This window comes from Wenyingzhuangia aestuarii (assembly GCF_011927765.1).
GTDB lineage: Bacteria > Bacteroidota > Bacteroidia > Flavobacteriales > Flavobacteriaceae > Wenyingzhuangia > Wenyingzhuangia aestuarii.
On the sequence record NZ_JAATJG010000021.1, the window covers coordinates 1 to 16,782 of the forward strand.

The window sequence follows — 16,782 nt, forward strand, 5'->3', positions numbered from 1 at the left end:
AGTTTTAACTTCTTCATAAGTTTCTTCTAAATATTCTTGAGAGTTATTTAATAGAAAATGAGTCATTTAATTTTTTTTCAAGCTTACACACAACGTTTTTGTATAAGATTAGTGTGGGAGGTAGACAATCGAAAAATTGTCAGCCGATCCACAAGCTTATACTTATTTTATGTTTTTATCTTGTCGACCTAAAAATACTTAAATAAGAATAAGTGACCTTGTAAATAAGCCAGAAACTTTGGGAAAACCATAAAAACCCACATTAATTTTATACGGTGTTGCCTGTAGTGGTTTTTAGATTCCGTTTGTTAAATGTTTATTCCGTTCTTGTTTTTTTTATTTCTATAAAGTTTAAAATCCCCAAAAGCGTTAACATTGGTAATATTGATACATCAAAAATTTGTACGTTGAAAATCCAAATTAGTACAGAAATACTCAATGTGCCCATTAATGTCAAACTCAATATTCTATTAGTTTTGTTTTTGATTAGTAAAGGAATGTATAGTAGATACAAAGGATTGCACCAAATAATATTTAGATTAGATTTGACTTCTTCGTGTCCAGAAAACAGCCATAATCCAAGGATGAATAAGCCAATAATTCCAACACTGAAACTGGTTATTATTCTAATAGGAATAGGAAACCAAAATAGAAATAACAAAGTTAAAATTGAAAAGACTAATATTGGTGAGAATGTTTTCTGAATATTATATGTACTCTTACTTTCTAATAAGTTTAGTGTTTGTTTATATTTTACTAGTTTTTCTCCATTTAACTCAAAAGCACCAATTTCTTTTTGTAGATAGTCTGGCAGAAACATACTTTGCTTACGAGTAGAATTTCCGTCCAATGATTTTCCTAACACCAAATTGATTCCCAATTTAAGCCATGGCATTTCAAATAAGTATGAACTAATTAAATCTCTATTAGATTCTTTAAGTTCACTATTTTGGAAAAATATTCCGACTTGGTTTAATAAATCTCGAATTTCTGTGGAACAATTTTTGTCTAAAAAAGAGTATAGATAATATCTATTTTCTGGTCTGTATAAAAATTGAAGTTTACTGAAAAGATTCCGTTTCTGCTGTGATGTTAGATTTAAAATTTGCTCTGAAACTAATCTGTTTTCGTGAGTGTAGATTTTAATAAAGTTTTGTGTCTCTTGAATGCCGATATAGTATTTTAATTTTCCTTTCAAGTATTTATATTCAAAATTTGGTGTATTGAAATCAAACATTCCAAAATTATAAACTTGGTCTATGTTTTTTTCTTTGTCAATCACTCTAATTGCAGAGTGTCCGAAAACAGAATAGACTTCTTGACCAGCTGAACAAGTTAAGATACTTATTTCGATAGAGTCATTGGCAAAGCTTAATTGACTAATCAGAAGTGTAAATAATAATAATTTTTTCAAGTTTGTTTCAAATTCAATTTGGTTATAGATTTTTATTTCCTCTCATTTTTTTACCATTACTGGCAACGGTTTTGGCTAGGCTTTGTGCGGGCTTGAAAATCGACAAGATTTTCGAACACGTACTAAGCCGAAGCTTTTTGTTTGGTTTTGTTTCTTTTGGTTTTCACAAAGCCAAATCAACAAGATTTGGCGACCTAGTAAATATACACAAAACTTTGAAGTTGGCACAAAACCCGCATGAAGTTTAGCCGGTGTTAGCATAAGTACTATGGCATTCAGTTTATTCATCATCCGATTCAATTCCAATATTTCGTATTTTACTTGTATTAAAAATTACTTTATAAATTATTGAATCATTCTTTTGGATTGGAAATTTTTCAATTAATAGATTTACAAAATTTGATTTATCTTTTTTTCTTATTGTGTTAAGAATATTATTTAGTTCAGTTGCTAATAATCTATTTTTCTCATTAGTTGTATAATAAACTAAATTAGTAGAATCTATTTCTACATATTCTACTTTTCTGAAATTTTCAATGTTAAAAGAATTATTCTTTTTGGGTAATTTTCTGTTTATGAATTTATTCAGATGTAAGGAATCTGAGAATAGAGAATATGCACTTTCAATAGCTCCTACTTTTCCAAATTCACCTTTTTTGTTTACCACAAGATGTGCAGGAATTCCAGATAAACTGAATAAATTTCTTGTTTTTGCATAATCTTTTGATATTAATTGAATTCCTGAAGGTTTATTTGATTCAATATATTCTTTCCATTTCTCCTCGTCTGCATCTACAGAAATATCTATAAATACTATATCTGAATTATTCTTAAAATTTGCTTTTAGTTTTTTAAGTCTTGGTTTTTCTGCACGACAAGGTCCACACCAAGTAGCCCAAAACGAAATATATAACATCTTGTTTTTTAATGATTTTAAGTCAAATGATTTAGATTGTAAATCTAAAAAAACTGATTCAGGTAACAAGTTGCTCTTCTTTTCAGTAAAATCCCAAATTGTCTTTCCGTTTATTAATTCTCCATATTGGTCTAATTTTATTGATTCTCCTTGTCTAATAATTAAAGGTTGTGAAAAAAGGAAATATACAAATAGTCCGATCATTACTGTGATTGAAGCTAATTTCATTGTTCTCTTAACCTCTTTTCTTGTTATTAATAGACTTATTGTTGCAAATAAGACAAGAAAATAAATTAAAGGAAAATAAAAGCACCTCATTGGAATAAATATAAGAAGTGATATATATAGTAAAGGAATAAGTTTTAAAGGTGTTTTTCTATTTATTAAACCAGAAATGTAAAATCCTATTGCGCAAATTAATAATGCAATCCATTTCAATTGGTCATATTTATATATCTGTATGATATTAGTTAATAGGTTTACAATAATGAAAAAAGGTAGAAGAATTGAGAAAACACCTAATATGATTTTAGATAAAATGATTAAAGTTTTTTTCATTTATATAATTGTAGTTTCTTGTTTCAAATCAGCTTTTTAGTGAGTGAACTATTTATGCTAACGTGTTTGTGTAAGATTAGTTGCGTGTTTTAAACACTAAAGTTAGTAAATAAAACACAAATAGAAAGTCCGCGAGGACTTTCGTAAATTGGCAAAAACCAGCAATTAATTTTACACGGTGTTGGCAATAGTTTATTTTTTACAGTTTCCTTCGATTATATTTTCCTTTGTAGGATTAAAATTATTTTCTTTAACAGAATAATTCCCTTTTATTTCAAAGTTTTCAAGAAATGACTTTAACGAACATAAATCAGTTAAATTTTCATTATTTTCAATTATTAGGTCACGACCAATAGATTCTAAATTATCTAAACCTTTCAAATTTTCTAATTTACTATTGTTATAAATTATTAGATGACCACCAATAGATTTTATGTTTTGTAAATCATTAATATTTTCTAAAGAAGAGTTTCCACCTTTCATATCTAAACCTTGACCAATAAATAAGCTACCATCAATTGTCTCTACATTACCTAAACCATTAAGATTTTTTAATTGACTATTATTATTTATTACAAGTTGTCCAATTTGAATTATGTTATTTAGTGATGATAAATTACTGATATTAGTTGGATTTGGAATTGTTCCAGAAAGTGGTATGAAATCTCCAATTGTTAATGTTCCTGGAATTATGGTATACTTATGATTACTCAAAAGTTCTACTTCTTCTTGTGTTCTAATAGTTACATTATTCCCAGTTGTAAAACTCCAAATTGGAGAATTAGCTAAAATATTTCCATTATTGCTAATAGTTTCAACTCTCCAATAATATTTTTGATTTATTTTAAGATTATTATATTTCTTTTCCGTTGTCTCTAAATTAAATAAAGTACTTGGGTTTTCAGATGTGTCAAAATACATTCTATAACTTGCATCTTTTGGAGTGTTTTCTCCAGCTATAAATTCAATAGTTCCATTCATAACAGGAATTCCTCCAGCTACAGAAACATTAATTTTCTCAACAGGTAAGACCTCTAACTCTATTTCTCCTTCATTTTCACTACAAGAGACAATAAAAATTAGAAGTATAAATATACTCATTTCAAATATTTTTTTCATTTCTGATTTTTTTAGTTGTTAATATTAAATAGAGAATTGTAAATTTCAAGTAAAGTATTTTTAAGTTCCTCATCTTTGATATTTTCACTCAAAACGAGTTTTGGAGCTTTTCCGTTTATTAATATAATAGGAATACAACTATCTAATTCTTTTTCATATTCAGGATATTTTGTGATTAATTTTGTAATCTCATTTTCAAATTTTTCATTATTTGTGAAATCTAAATGTTCCATCATAGCTTCGTTTTCGTGGTTTTGAGTGGGTAATTATTGCCAACGTTTTTGGCTTAAGGTTAGTGTGGGAGAGATAAATCATTGATTTATCGAGTACGCACTAAGCTGAAGCCTTTTTATTTAGTTTTTATTTTATTGTCAAAAGCTAAATCGAAAAGGATTTAGCGACCTAGTAAATATACACAAAACATCGAATAAAACCTCAAGCCCACATTAACTTTAGCCGTTGTTGCCTACTGCCATTTTCATAACTACTTTTCAGTCGAATAGTTACGATAAATTCACGTTTCAGCTTTCGGTTACGTAGTTACGGCTATTTCAACGTTTCAGTTTTTCAGTTGCGTAGTTACGATTACTTCAAGGTTTCAGCTTTCGGTTACGTAGTTACGGCTATTTCAACGTTTCAGTTTTTCAGTTGCGTAGTTACGATTACTTCAACGTTTTAGCTTTCGGTTACGTGTTTATGATTATTTCAACGTTTCAGCTTTTCAGTTATGTGGTTACGGCTATTTCAAGGTTTCAGTTTTTCAGTTGCGTAGTTACGATTACTTCAAGGTTTCAGCTTTCGGTTATGTAGTTACGATTACTTCAACGTTTTAGCTTTTCAGTTATGTAGTTACGATTATTTCAACGTTTCAGTTTTTCAGTTATGTAGCTACGATAAATTCAATGATTAGGTAAGAGAATTCTATTCAGTATTTTTTTTTGTCACGGTTGTAGGCAACGGTTTTGGCTAGGCTTTGTGCGGGATTGAAAATCGACAAGATTTTCGAACACGGACTAAGCCGAAGCTTTTTGTTTGGATTTGTTTCTTTGGTTTTCACAAAGCCAAATCAACAAGATTTGGCGACTTAGTAAATATACACAAAACTTTGAAGTTAAAACAAAACCCGCATGAAGTTTAGCCGGTGTTAGCTAAAGTTTTATTCGTTAATGAACATTATTATTTCCAATATAGAAATCTATTAAATTCAAAATTTTTTATATGAAGTTCAAGAACTCCATCTTTTCCACTTGCATTTCCCATTATACTATATCCAATAATTCTTGGTTTATTTTTATTATGGGTTAGTTTATTTTTCTTTTCTAGTTCCTTGTTAAGTTTTACTTTTCGTTTAAACCCATTTCTATGATATAAATTAATATATACAATATCATTTTCAATTCGGGGTGTAATTTTTTCAGTATAATATTCTCTAATATTTTCGTTTTTAGACTTCAAAAATGAATTAATTGCAGAATAACTTTTTTTCAAAACATCGTTTAATTTACTTTTTTTTTCAAGAGAAATGATGTTCGATTTTAAAGCTATAAACTCCGAAACCTCTATTTCAGTCTGTGAAAATAAAATAGAAGATTTTAAAAACAAAGTCATTATTATAAATTTCCACATCTTTTTAATTTTAGCTAACGGTTTTGGCTAGAATTTGTTTTGGGAAAATAGGGAGCGACCTATCAGTAATACACAAACAAAAGCCATTTAATTATTTGTTATTAAAATTAATGTAAATGGGTTTTGTGACCAAGCAAAAAGACAAGAAACTTTGAGAAAACAAGAAACCCAAATTAATTTTAGCCGGTGTTGCCAACCGTTTTTTTCATATTATTAATTATTTAAATCATTTTTTATGTTAAAATATATTCATTGTTTAATTCCTTATCCTTATTTGAATAGGTCTAATTTTTGGTTTGTAATGAGTCATCTGGGATTTGCTTTAGCGGTATTCTTCTTTGTTTTGTCACAGAATCGTATTTACTCGTTAGATTCTCAAAATCAGATTTTAAAGTCTCATATTCAAACTTTAATTTCTTGTCAGAAAAATATTTGTAAACACCAAAAGAACTAAAACCAATGAATAAAATTAAATATATCATTTGGTACTTAGTTAGCCAGTATTCTCTTTTAGATTTTAGTGATTCTAAATATTTAAAGTGACCACCTTCATTTTTTGCATCAATTCCTTTTTGTTCAAGAAAATCTTCAATATCATTAGGTCTATGTTTTATATATTCATTCTCGATCATAAAATCACTTACATCTTCTATAATATGTGTTTTATCTTTGTTTAAGTCTAAATTAGATGTAATAGATATAAAATATACAGAAAGTTCGTATGATAATGGGAATCCTTTTCCTATTGGAAGCCTAACAATTAACTCGTCAACTACTTTTTCAATTTCGTCTTTTGTCATTTCTCAGAGAACGATTTTTTTTAATGGTTGGCAACGATTTTGACTATGATTAGTTTGGGTTAAATTAACAGTGTACTTTAAGCCACGCACAAACACAAGCCATTTAATTATTTGAATTTAAAAATAATATAAATGATTTTCAGACTAAGTTAATAAGCTAAAACTTCTAGAAAGAACTAGCCACCAATGTAATTATAGCCGGTGTTGCCAAATGTTTTTTATTTCAATACATAAAAACTTAAATCAATAGAAGGTAAATCTATAGTTTCTAACACAAGAGTATCTTTTCGGACTTCAAACCTCTCAGAATTAGACACACTCATACCGTTATTATTTCTAGAGTTAAATATAATTTGATCTTCTTCGATTTTATAAGTATTAATTAAATTATCATTTTGGGTGCTTCTTAAACATTCTCCATCTACTAATTCAAAGTATCTAACATCTACACTCATGTCAGAATTGAATTTAATAAATTCATCTTTAGCGCATTTAATTTCAGTCTCAGTTTCAATAGAAGATAATTTTCCATTAAAATAATATTCAATCTTCACTTCTTTTAATTCCTTATTCAAAAATTGTTTTAATGCTTTTGGAACATTATCAATTTTATCGTCATTAGAACAGTTTAGACAAAAAAAAGCTAAAGCTAATAGGTATATTTTTTTCATTTTTTAATGTTTGGCAACGTGTTATATCAAAACTAAAAGTATCTTTTTTGCGTATATCTTACGGGATATCGATACTGTTTAGGTTTCTTTTTCGGTTTAAAACTAATTAATTTTTTTATGATTCTCTAGCTGTTTTACAATTAAATCCAAGGGGTTGGTTATTTTTTGTAAATCCTGACTTCTTACTTGTGTGTAGATCATGGTCGTTTCTGGCCTAGAATGACCAAGTAAGGATTGAATGTAACGAATATCGGTCCCGTTTTCTAGTAAATGTGTTGCATAACTATGTCTTAACGTATGCGGAGTAACTCGTTTGGTTATGTTTGCTTGTTCACAGCTATTCTTTAAAAATTTCCTGATAGATATAGCAGAGTACTGTTTTCCTTCTTCCAAACCTTCTATTAAATATGTTTTAGGAGTGTAGGTGTTTAAATAATTGTGTAGCAAAGGTAAAATTACGTTGGCTATAGGTACATATCTATCTTTACGTCCTTTTCCGCTTTGTACTTTTAACATTTGCCTGTCAACATCTAAATCACGAATTCTTAAATTAATCAACTCTCCAACTCTTAAACCCGATGAGTAAATTAACGCAATACAAATTCTATGTTTTAAATTTCTGGTAACTCTTATCAATTCAAGAACTTCGTTGTTAGATAATACGTTGGGTAGTTTTTTATCTTTTCTGGGAGCTAATGCATTAAAATCTATTTGTACATCAGAATTTATAAACGTTAAATAGTGTTTCATAGCACTAATATATTGTCTATGTGTGCTTACGGAGTTCTTTTTAGGAACTAAAACATCTTCGGCATGCTTTTCTATAGATCTTACGTCAATAGGGGTGTTTTTATCTTTATTGATTAGATATTCGGCAACTAAAAAACTATAGGTTTTTAGAGTACTATCACTAAAACGTTTTCCTTTTAAATAAGTGTAAAAATCATTTAAATGATTTTTTTGCTCCTCATTTAACATTGCTTTAAGTGGCAGGTTTTCAGATTTTATTAGAGCCGCTTTAGTAACCTTTTTTAAATCTAAAACTGCTTTGTCCTTAAACAGTTTTGTAAGTTCTTTAATGGTGATTTTATCAACAGGATAATACCATATGTTTTTACTTTGACTCCATAAAGCACCAGAAGATTTACATATTTCTTTTAGCACAAAATCATACACAAAGGACAAAGCAATAACACTTTGTCCTTTGTGTTGAATTACATCTACAATTATTGTTTTTTCTATAGCATTCATTAACTCTAAGATAAGAAATATGAATTACTATTTTATAAAATAATCGACCTAAAAATTCTGATTTAATAAATCTCCACTAATGTATAAGACCTCTAACTCAGCATACTTAGCTTGAAACTTAGCTTGGTTTCTAGTTAATTCTGCATTTAACAAATTTAACTGAGCTTGTCTAAATTCAATAGAATTTACCTGACCTAACTTAAATTTTTCGTTAGTTCTATCAAAATTATTTTGTGCTGTTTTAATGGTTTCTTCCTGAATTTGATATACAGTATATTTGTTCTGATAATTGTCCCAAGCATTGTTAAAATCTCGTTCTATTTCATTTAAAATATTTTTTTGCAATAATTTTTCATTTTGTAAAGCTAATTTTTTGTTTTTAGCTGCTACAAAAGACTTTCCTTCAAATAAATTCCAAGTTAAATTTAACCCACCAGACAACCCTATGTTGGTTGATGTAAGTACAGGAGAGGCTGCATTGTTATTGTTTTTGTTCCATCCATAACTCCCCGTAAGGCCTATAGTAGGTAAAAATTCAGAAGTTACTAGCTTAACGTCTAATTCTTTTAAAGCAATGTTTTTTTCTGCTTTTAATAAAGCCACATTTTTTTCTTTAGCTTTTGCTAACAAAGCTGGCTTGTCTAATTCTAAAATAAAATGAACATCAGTGTTAATATCAAAACTTTCTGATAGTACATTTCCCAAGACAAGATTTAAATTTCGTTTGGCATTCTTTAACTCCATTTGTGTATTTAGAATTTGAATGCTATCATTATTAATATCAACCGAAGCATTTAAAACTCCTAATTTGGTGTTTTGACCATAATCAAACTGATATTCTGCTCTTTTTAATCGATCTTTAGAAATAGCTAAACTTTGCTCAAAAGATTTTTTGTTTTCTTTAATTTGAGCCACATTGTAATACACAGAAAATAATTGAATAACTGTGTTTTCAATAGTTTCTCTGGCCTGTAATTCAGATAGCTGATATTCTTCTTGTATCTTTTTATAATTATATTCTCTACCCAAACCATCAAAAAGAATATAATTTAAATTTAGTGAAGCATTGTAACTAGAACTTTTGGCTCCTGTTAAGGTAGTAACCGTTCCACTTGTAAATACAGCTTCTGTATCATTTAAGTTATAATTTGCTCCAGCATTTGCTGTTAAAGTGGGTAAATAACCAGTGTTTAAAATAGTAGTATTGTTTTCTGAAATAGCTACGTTATTTTGCTCTACTTGAATTCCATAATTGTGTTCCAAAGCCAAACTAACGGCTTTGTTTTGTGTTAAAATTTCTTGTGCTTGTGTAGCTGTTAAGCTAAAGACAAAAGCAATCCACAAATATTTATTAATGCTCTTCTTCTTCATGTTGTTCTATTATTGCACGTTCAACTTCTTCTTTAGTTACATCGTCTCCTGTACGTAACCATTTTACATTCTTTTTAATACTGTTGCTAAAAGATAACAGTAGAGGCAGAGCTAATAAGGTTAAAATAGTAGCGTATGCAATTCCAAAAGAGATAGAAATGGCCATGGGTTTTAAAAACTGAGCCTGTCTACTTTTTTCTAATAATAAAGGTGCCAACCCTGCAATGGTAGTTAAAGAGGTTAAAAAGATGGCTCTAAATCTAGATTTTCCAGCGTTTAATAAGGCATCATCAAATTTCATCCCTTCTTTTAAATTGGTGTTAAATTTTCCAATTAATACCAATCCATCATTCACCATAATTCCTATTAACGCTATAATTCCTAATAAGGATAATACGTTTACTTGGAATCCTAAAATCCAGTGTCCCCAAGCTACAGCGGTTAAACTAAACGGAATTAATAATAGCAATAGTAAAGGTTGACTGTAACTTCTAAAGGTAAAAGCAATGGTAAGATAAATCAACATTAAAATAATAGATCCAGCACTTTTTAAAGAGCTAGAAAGTTTACTAGCTTCTCGGTTCTGACCTTCAAAAGAAGCAGATATACTTGGATATTTGGCTTGTAAACTAGGTATAAAGCTAGTTCTTATATCGTCTAAAATATCGGTGCTACTTGTGTTAGGATCTTTTAAATCTGCTGATACCTGAATTTCTCTTTGTCCTTCTAGGTGATTAATGGCAACTTCTCCACGAATAATACTATAATTAGCAATATCTTTAAAAGTAATACGCTCTCCACTAGGGGTTACAATTCTCATTTTGTCTAAATCGTTAATAGAGTTTCTATTGTCTCTATTGTAACGTACCCAAACTTTAATTTCGTCCTGTCCACGTTGAAAACGTTGTGCTTGCACTCCAAAAAATCCAGATCTAACTTGACTCATGACTGTTTTTAAATCCAAACCAAGTAAGTAAGCGTTTTCTTTTAATTTAATACGGATTTCTTTAATCCCTACAGGATCATTGTCTTCTATATCTTTTAAAAGCGGATTGGTTTGTAAGTATTCTTTAAGTTCTTTTTTAGAGGCTTTTAACTCCTCTATATTATTACTTAAAAGCGATACAGAAACAGGGCTTCCTCCAAAATTACCTCCCGATCCGTAAATTAATTTTTCGGTTCCTACTACAGGTCCAACAAGCTCACTAAGTCTGTTGGTAATCATAAAAGCCTTAATTTCATCAGGTCTTTCTTCTCCTGGTAATAAGTTGATACTTAATTTTGCACTAGAACTACTATTAATGGTTAAAATGGTGTTTACAAACAACTCTTTACCTGTTCCTTTTAAATACTTTTCGCTAAGTTCTTGGTTTACAATAAAAGATTTTTCTTCTATCATAGAAATAATAGAATCTGTAATCTTCTCGTTAGTACCCGCAGGCATTTCCAACTCAATTTTAGCAGTATCACTGGCTACAGATGGAAATATAGTAACTCCAATAACTCCTCCGCCAATGGCTCCAATGGTAGAAATTAACAAAGCAATAAAAATTCCGGCTGCTAAAATTTTGTTTTTTAAGGCTAACTCTAACGTAGGGCTGTAGATGTTATCTCTTAGGTAAGACATTAATTTATCTCCCAATCTGTTAATCCCTCTCATTTTTGTAAAAAACTGTTTTACTTTTGATGGATTTTCTTCTTCTACATAAGGTCTTAATGCTTTAGAGTGTGCTAAGTGAGCAGGCAAAATAATTAAGGCTTCTATTAAAGAAACAGAAAGTGTTAAAATAACAATTACAGATACTTCTCCAAAAAACTCTCCAATTCTACTATCTAAAAATAAGAATAGAGAAAAAGCTAATAAAGTTGTTATAATGGCAGATACTACTGGAGGAATTACTTCCATAGTTCCATCAATAGCGGCTTGTATTGGAGTTTTTCCTTTTTCGTAATGTTGATAAATATTTTCGGCAATAACAATACCATCATCTACCAAAATACCAATTACGATAATCATTCCAAAAAGGGATAATACGTTAATGGTTACATCAAACTGAGCTGCAAAAATAAACATTCCTAAAAATGCTACAGGCAATCCAAAGGCTACCCAAAAAGCCAAACGAGTGTTTAAGAATAACGATAAAAATACCAACACCAAAATCATTCCTACAATGGCATTTTCGGTCAATAAATCTGTACGTTGATTTAAAGTGGTAGATAAATCTTTAATAATATGTATCTGTGCATTTTCGTTTTTCTGATTGTATTCCTCAATGTATTTTTTTACTTTTTCTGCAGAAGTAATTAAATCTTCGTTATTCGTACTGGTTACCGATATGTTTACAGATAATTGTTGGTCAAAATAACTAGCTCTAGGAGTTTCAGAAAATCGATCTCTAACAATAGCCACATCTTTTAAACGAATCACTTTTCCGTCTGGCAATGCTTTTACAATAATATTAGTTAGTTCATCACCATAATAAAATTTGTTGTTGGCTCTAATTAAATACTCTTCTAAATCTGTTTTAATAGATCCTCCTGTAGTTAAAATATTGGCATTGCTAACAGCAGAAGCCACTTCTGCAAAGGTAATGTTGTAGGCTAATAAATCAGTTTCGTTTACGGCAATTTCTATTTCTTCATCTGGGTATCCGCTAATTTCTATTTGCGAAATTCCATCAATAGCACGTAAATCGTTTTCTATTTTTCTACCTAAATGTTTTAAGGTTGCTAAAGGAATATTCTCTCCACTTAAGGCAAAAGAAATAGTTTCTCTAACCACTTCTTGTTTAGAAACTACTAAAGGTTCCATTCCTGTAGGAAAAGTAGGAACTCTATCTACTGCGTTTTTAACTTCCAGTAGCATAAAGTCTAATTTTTCTCCTTTTTCTATTTCTACTGTTATAGAACCACTGTTTTCTTTAGAAATAGAGGTTACTCTATCTACTCCTTTTAATCCTTTTAAATTGTCTTCTATTTGCAATACAATTCCTTCTTCTATTTCTTGTGGAGAGGCTCCAGGGTAATTAATAGCAACGCTAATAATTTTGGACTCTACAAGTGGAAAAAAGGAAGATTTTAAAGAGTTAATTCCAAAAATACCAAATACAAAAAAGGAGATGATAAAAATGTTTACCGCAACATGGTATTTTATAAAATAGCTAATAATTTTTCTCATTATTCCACATCGGTATTAAAAGGTTTTACCAACATTCCGCTATAAGCTCCAGAAACGGGACTTCTTAAAATAACAGTTCCATCAGGGATATTTTTTAAAATTACTTTGGTATCAGAAAAATAAACAGGATCTACAGTCATTTTAGCCAAAGCATTGTTCTGAATGTAAAAAATTTCTTGATTGTCTATTAATAAGTTTCTGTTAATTTCAATAGCATTGTCAATTTTTTGAGCATTTATAAAGGCTTCTAAATAAATTCCTTCTTTTAAGTTAGGATGTTTTACTTCTACAAACACAGAAATTGTTTGTGTAGTGGCATCTATACTTCCATTAATTCTTGTAATAACACCTTGATAATTTTCTGTTTGATCTAAATTGCTTAAATCTACTTGCTCACCAACTTTTAAAACATTGGCAAAAGATTTACTTACAGGAATTTCCATTTCGTAAACACTAGGGTTGATGAATTCTCCTAATTTTTGATTATTTCTAATTAAAGATCCTTCGGTTGCTAAGGCTTCTGTTAAAATACCTGTAAAAGGGGCTTTAATAGTATATTTGTCTAAGCGTTGTTCTAGGTTTTTTACATTGTAGTAGCTGCTTACAATTCCACGACCTGTAATAAAATAATTTTCTTTATCGCTAGTCATTTTAGGTAGAGTAGGAGTAGATTTTTCCATGTCAAAACCATTTAAATAAGCTTGCCACTTAGGATAGACTTCTGTAAAGTCTAATCGTAAGTCTGGCATAATAGCAGCAATAGTGTTGTACAAATTGCTTTTAGCAGATTGTACATTGGCATAATGCTCAGTAATATCTACTGAAATTAATGTTTCTCCTTTTCTATAGGTTTGTCCTGCTTTAAAAAGATGTGTTCCTCCTTTAAAAACTCCTTGCACCTCAGAATAAATTTCAATTCTTTGTTTAGCGGCTAAACGACCATTAGCAGGAATTACAATAGGAACTGTACCGTTTTGCACAGTGTCTATTAATACAGATTTGATTACTTTTTTTACAACAGGTTTAGGTTTCTTTTTGTTGTCTATTAGTATTTTAGCAACTAAAACCGAGCCTACAACTAATAGTACTCCTAAGACGGATAGAATAATTTTTCGCATTTTTTTGTATAAATAGAATAGATAACTAAGTTAGTAATTAACCATAAAGTAATAGTCTTTAATTTAGTTGATGTTATTTTATGGAAATAGAAACCTACCAAAAACCATACCGATGAGAATGTTTTTTGATAGAAATTAAAATAATTATAAAAAAACCTCCTTTTGAAATTTCAAAAGGAGGTTTTAAGTTTTGTATATAAGTTAAACTTATTTGTCTGCAGCTAATTCTTTAGCTCTGTTAACACAAGCAACAGTTCCTTCTTTAATAAGGTTGTGAACGTTGTTGTCATCAAAATTATTTAAGGCCGCACGAGTAGTACCTCCTTTAGAAGCAACACGGTTCATCCATTCTACTAAAGAAATATCGTTTTGTTTGTACAATTCCACAGCTCCTTCAAAAGTTTGAGCCGTTAAAGTTTTAGCTTCTTCTCTAGAAAATCCAAAATCTTCTGCTGCTTCTGCCAAAGCATTCATAAAGTAAAAAATGTAAGCAGATCCACTTCCAGAAATACCTGTAGTATTGTCAATCATATCTTCAGTGGCTACTTCAAAAGCTTTTCCTGTTGCTTTTAAAATAGTTCCCACTAAATCTAAATTTTCTTTAGCTACTTCTTTAGAGCCAACATAAGTTGTCATTCCTAACTGAATAGAAGCAGGTAAATTAGGCATACATCTAATTACTTTGTCAATACCTAAACCTTGTTGAATCGTTTCAATCGTCATTCCTGCCATTACAGAAACAAATAACTGATTTGTGTTTACAATAGATTTAATATCAGCAAAAACTAAAGGGGCAATCTGTGGTTTTACCGCTAAAAATATAATATCAGCATTGGCAAGAACATCATAAGAGCTTGTGGCTTTCATTTTGTTCATGTTGTTGATTTCAGCAATACGATCTTCTGATTTATCTATAATTTGAATGTCTGCAATATTTGCATTAAAAATTCCTTCTGCGTAAGTGAAACCCATGTTTCCACCACCAATAACAACTATTTTTTTCATAATAACTTGTTTTAACTATTTACTGTGCGTTGTATTTTTCAATTCCTCTTTTTAGAATTTCAACAGCACGAATTAATTTTTCTTTGTTTAGCACATAAGCAATTCTTACTTGGCTAAGTGCAATGTTTGGAGTAGAATAAAATCCACTACCAGGTGCTACCATTACCGTTTGATTATGGTCGCTAAATTCTTCTAACATCCAACGAGCAAATTTATCGGCATTGTCTATAGGTAAATCTACCAAACAATAAAACGCTCCTTTAGGCTTTACTACTTGTACACCTTCAATTTTAGACAACTCTTCAATTAAAATATTTCTACGTCCAATATACTCTGTACGTACTTCATCAAAATAACTTTGCGGGGTTTCTATAGCTGCTTCTGCTGCTATTTGTGCAATGGTAGGAGGACACAAACGAGATTGAGCCATTTTCATAACGGTACTAATTAACTCTGGATTACGAGATACCACACAGCCCACTCTTGCCCCACACATACTATAACGTTTAGAGGTAGAGTCTATCATAATGGCATTCATGTCCATTCCTTTTTCCTCCATAATAGAGTAATGTCCTTCATCTGTATATACAAACTCACGATATACTTCATCGGCAATTAAGAACAAATTATATTTAACAACTAGTTTTTTTAATTGTTTAATTTCTTCTTTTGAATAAACAGTCCCTGTAGGGTTTCCTGGGTTACAAATTAAAATAGCACGAGTTCTAGGTGTTATCAAAGCCTCAAACTCATTAATTTTAGGCAAGGCAAAACCATCATCAATACTTGTATTAATAGGTACTACATGTACACCTGCAGCAATAGAAAAACTAGTGTAGTTGGCATAAAAAGGTTCAGGAATAATAATTTCATCCTGTGGGTCTGTAATACTAGCAATGGTAAAATACAAAGCTTCTGATCCTCCAGTAGTCACCAAAATTTGTTCATTGGTTAACTTAATGTTGTGTTTTTTATAATAGCCAACCAATTTGTCTCTGTATTGTTCAGATCCATTAGAGGTAGAATATTCTAACACTTCCATATCTATATTACGAACGGCATCTAAAGCAATTTTAGGGGTTTTAATATCGGGTTGACCAATGTTTAAATAAAAAATTTCTGTACCTCGTTTCTTGGCGGCCTCTGCATAAGGAACCAATTTACGAATTGGAGACTCAGGAATAGCACGACCTTTATTAGAAACTCTAAGCATTTTATGTTATTTATTTATGTATTAAGGAGAGCAAAAGTACAAATTTCTTAATTCCTTATTGCATAGAACGTAGGTTATTGTAGTTGATAAGAATCAAGTAAGCAAATGTAGGTTTTGCTAATTTGTGTCGACTATTTAAGAAATTAAAAATCAAGAACATGCAACATTCATCAAAATACTCTGCTATACTTTTGGTAGAAGCAGGTGGTAAATCCGAAAATGAAATTAAGTTTTTTGATCATCTAGGAAATAGAAAAACCATTAAAGATTTAATTGTTAGAATAAAAAAAGTAGAAAAAGAAGAAATAGTGGTGCTTAAAAGTGGATTAGAAATTCCCATAGAAAGAATTCACAGTGTAGATTCCGAACTTTCTCCTTACTATTCAGATGATTTTTTTAAGTGTGATTGTGTTTAAACTTTCTCCATAAAAAAAGCCACTTATTAATTTGGACAGCACCCCAAAAGTTGGACGGTTAATAATAAACTAATTAGAATAATGAGCTCGATATTTTATCGGGCTCATTCCTTTTAGTCTCCCTGA

14 protein-coding genes are annotated in these 16,782 nt (G+C 29.9%); 1 reads left to right on the forward strand and 13 read right to left on the reverse strand.

Annotated features, from left to right (window positions below; all coding sequences use genetic code 11):
• Positions 1 to 316 precede the first annotated feature (316 nt).
• The 13 genes from GGR97_RS14635 to GGR97_RS14695 form a co-directional block, all read right to left on the reverse strand.
• Positions 317 to 1,414, reverse strand: coding sequence for an Lnb N-terminal periplasmic domain-containing protein (locus tag GGR97_RS14635; RefSeq protein ID WP_167899283.1), 1,098 nt, complete (start codon positions 1,412 to 1,414; stop codon positions 317 to 319).
• Positions 1,415 to 1,694: 280 nt separating this feature from the next.
• Positions 1,695 to 2,888 carry a TlpA family protein disulfide reductase gene (locus GGR97_RS14640; protein WP_167899284.1) on the reverse strand — a complete coding sequence of 398 codons (1,194 nt, stop codon included), beginning with the start codon at positions 2,886 to 2,888 and terminating at the stop codon, positions 1,695 to 1,697.
• A gap of 192 nt (positions 2,889 to 3,080) precedes the next feature.
• Complete coding sequence (locus GGR97_RS14645; protein WP_167899285.1) at positions 3,081 to 4,007, reverse strand: receptor L domain-containing protein; 927 nt, start codon at positions 4,005 to 4,007, stop codon at positions 3,081 to 3,083.
• Positions 4,008 to 4,018: 11 nt separating this feature from the next.
• Positions 4,019 to 4,240, reverse strand: coding sequence for a hypothetical protein (locus tag GGR97_RS14650; protein WP_167899286.1), 222 nt, complete (start codon positions 4,238 to 4,240; stop codon positions 4,019 to 4,021).
• 943 nt (positions 4,241 to 5,183) lie between these two features.
• A complete protein-coding gene (locus GGR97_RS14655; RefSeq protein WP_167899287.1) occupies positions 5,184 to 5,633 on the reverse strand; it encodes a hypothetical protein in 450 nt (149 codons plus the stop codon).
• A 284-nt stretch (positions 5,634 to 5,917) separates the two neighbouring features.
• Complete coding sequence (locus GGR97_RS14660) at positions 5,918 to 6,433, reverse strand: hypothetical protein (protein ID WP_167899288.1); 516 nt, start codon at positions 6,431 to 6,433, stop codon at positions 5,918 to 5,920.
• Positions 6,434 to 6,651: 218 nt separating this feature from the next.
• The gene (locus tag GGR97_RS14665) at positions 6,652 to 7,104 is read right to left on the reverse strand and encodes a hypothetical protein (RefSeq protein ID WP_167899289.1); all 453 of its coding nucleotides are present in this window, start codon (positions 7,102 to 7,104) and stop codon (positions 6,652 to 6,654) included.
• A gap of 102 nt (positions 7,105 to 7,206) precedes the next feature.
• Positions 7,207 to 8,355: a tyrosine-type recombinase/integrase gene (locus GGR97_RS14670; RefSeq protein WP_167899290.1), complete on the reverse strand. Its 1,149-nt coding sequence runs from the start codon at positions 8,353 to 8,355 to the stop codon at positions 7,207 to 7,209.
• A 48-nt stretch (positions 8,356 to 8,403) separates the two neighbouring features.
• Positions 8,404 to 9,726 (reverse strand): TolC family protein, encoded by a 1,323-nt coding sequence (locus GGR97_RS14675; RefSeq protein ID WP_167899291.1) that lies wholly within the window; start codon positions 9,724 to 9,726, stop codon positions 8,404 to 8,406.
• A complete protein-coding gene (locus GGR97_RS14680; RefSeq protein WP_167899292.1) occupies positions 9,707 to 12,904 on the reverse strand; it encodes an efflux RND transporter permease subunit in 3,198 nt (1,065 codons plus the stop codon). The genes GGR97_RS14675 and GGR97_RS14680 overlap by 20 nt, the downstream gene beginning before the upstream one ends.
• Positions 12,904 to 14,022 carry an efflux RND transporter periplasmic adaptor subunit gene (locus GGR97_RS14685; protein WP_167899293.1) on the reverse strand — a complete coding sequence of 373 codons (1,119 nt, stop codon included), beginning with the start codon at positions 14,020 to 14,022 and terminating at the stop codon, positions 12,904 to 12,906. Before GGR97_RS14685 ends, GGR97_RS14680 begins: the two co-directional genes overlap by 1 nt.
• A 207-nt stretch (positions 14,023 to 14,229) precedes the next feature.
• On the reverse strand, positions 14,230 to 15,027 hold the full coding sequence (proC, locus tag GGR97_RS14690) for a pyrroline-5-carboxylate reductase (RefSeq protein ID WP_167899294.1): 798 nt from the start codon (positions 15,025 to 15,027) through the stop codon (positions 14,230 to 14,232).
• Positions 15,028 to 15,046: 19 nt separating this feature from the next.
• The gene (locus GGR97_RS14695; RefSeq protein ID WP_167899295.1) at positions 15,047 to 16,240 is read right to left on the reverse strand and encodes a pyridoxal phosphate-dependent aminotransferase; all 1,194 of its coding nucleotides are present in this window, start codon (positions 16,238 to 16,240) and stop codon (positions 15,047 to 15,049) included.
• A gap of 158 nt (positions 16,241 to 16,398) precedes the next feature.
• Here GGR97_RS14695 and GGR97_RS14700 point away from each other — a divergent pair, with 158 nt between their 5' ends.
• On the forward strand, positions 16,399 to 16,656 hold the full coding sequence (locus GGR97_RS14700; RefSeq protein WP_167899296.1) for a hypothetical protein: 258 nt from the start codon (positions 16,399 to 16,401) through the stop codon (positions 16,654 to 16,656).
• Positions 16,657 to 16,782 lie beyond the last annotated feature (126 nt).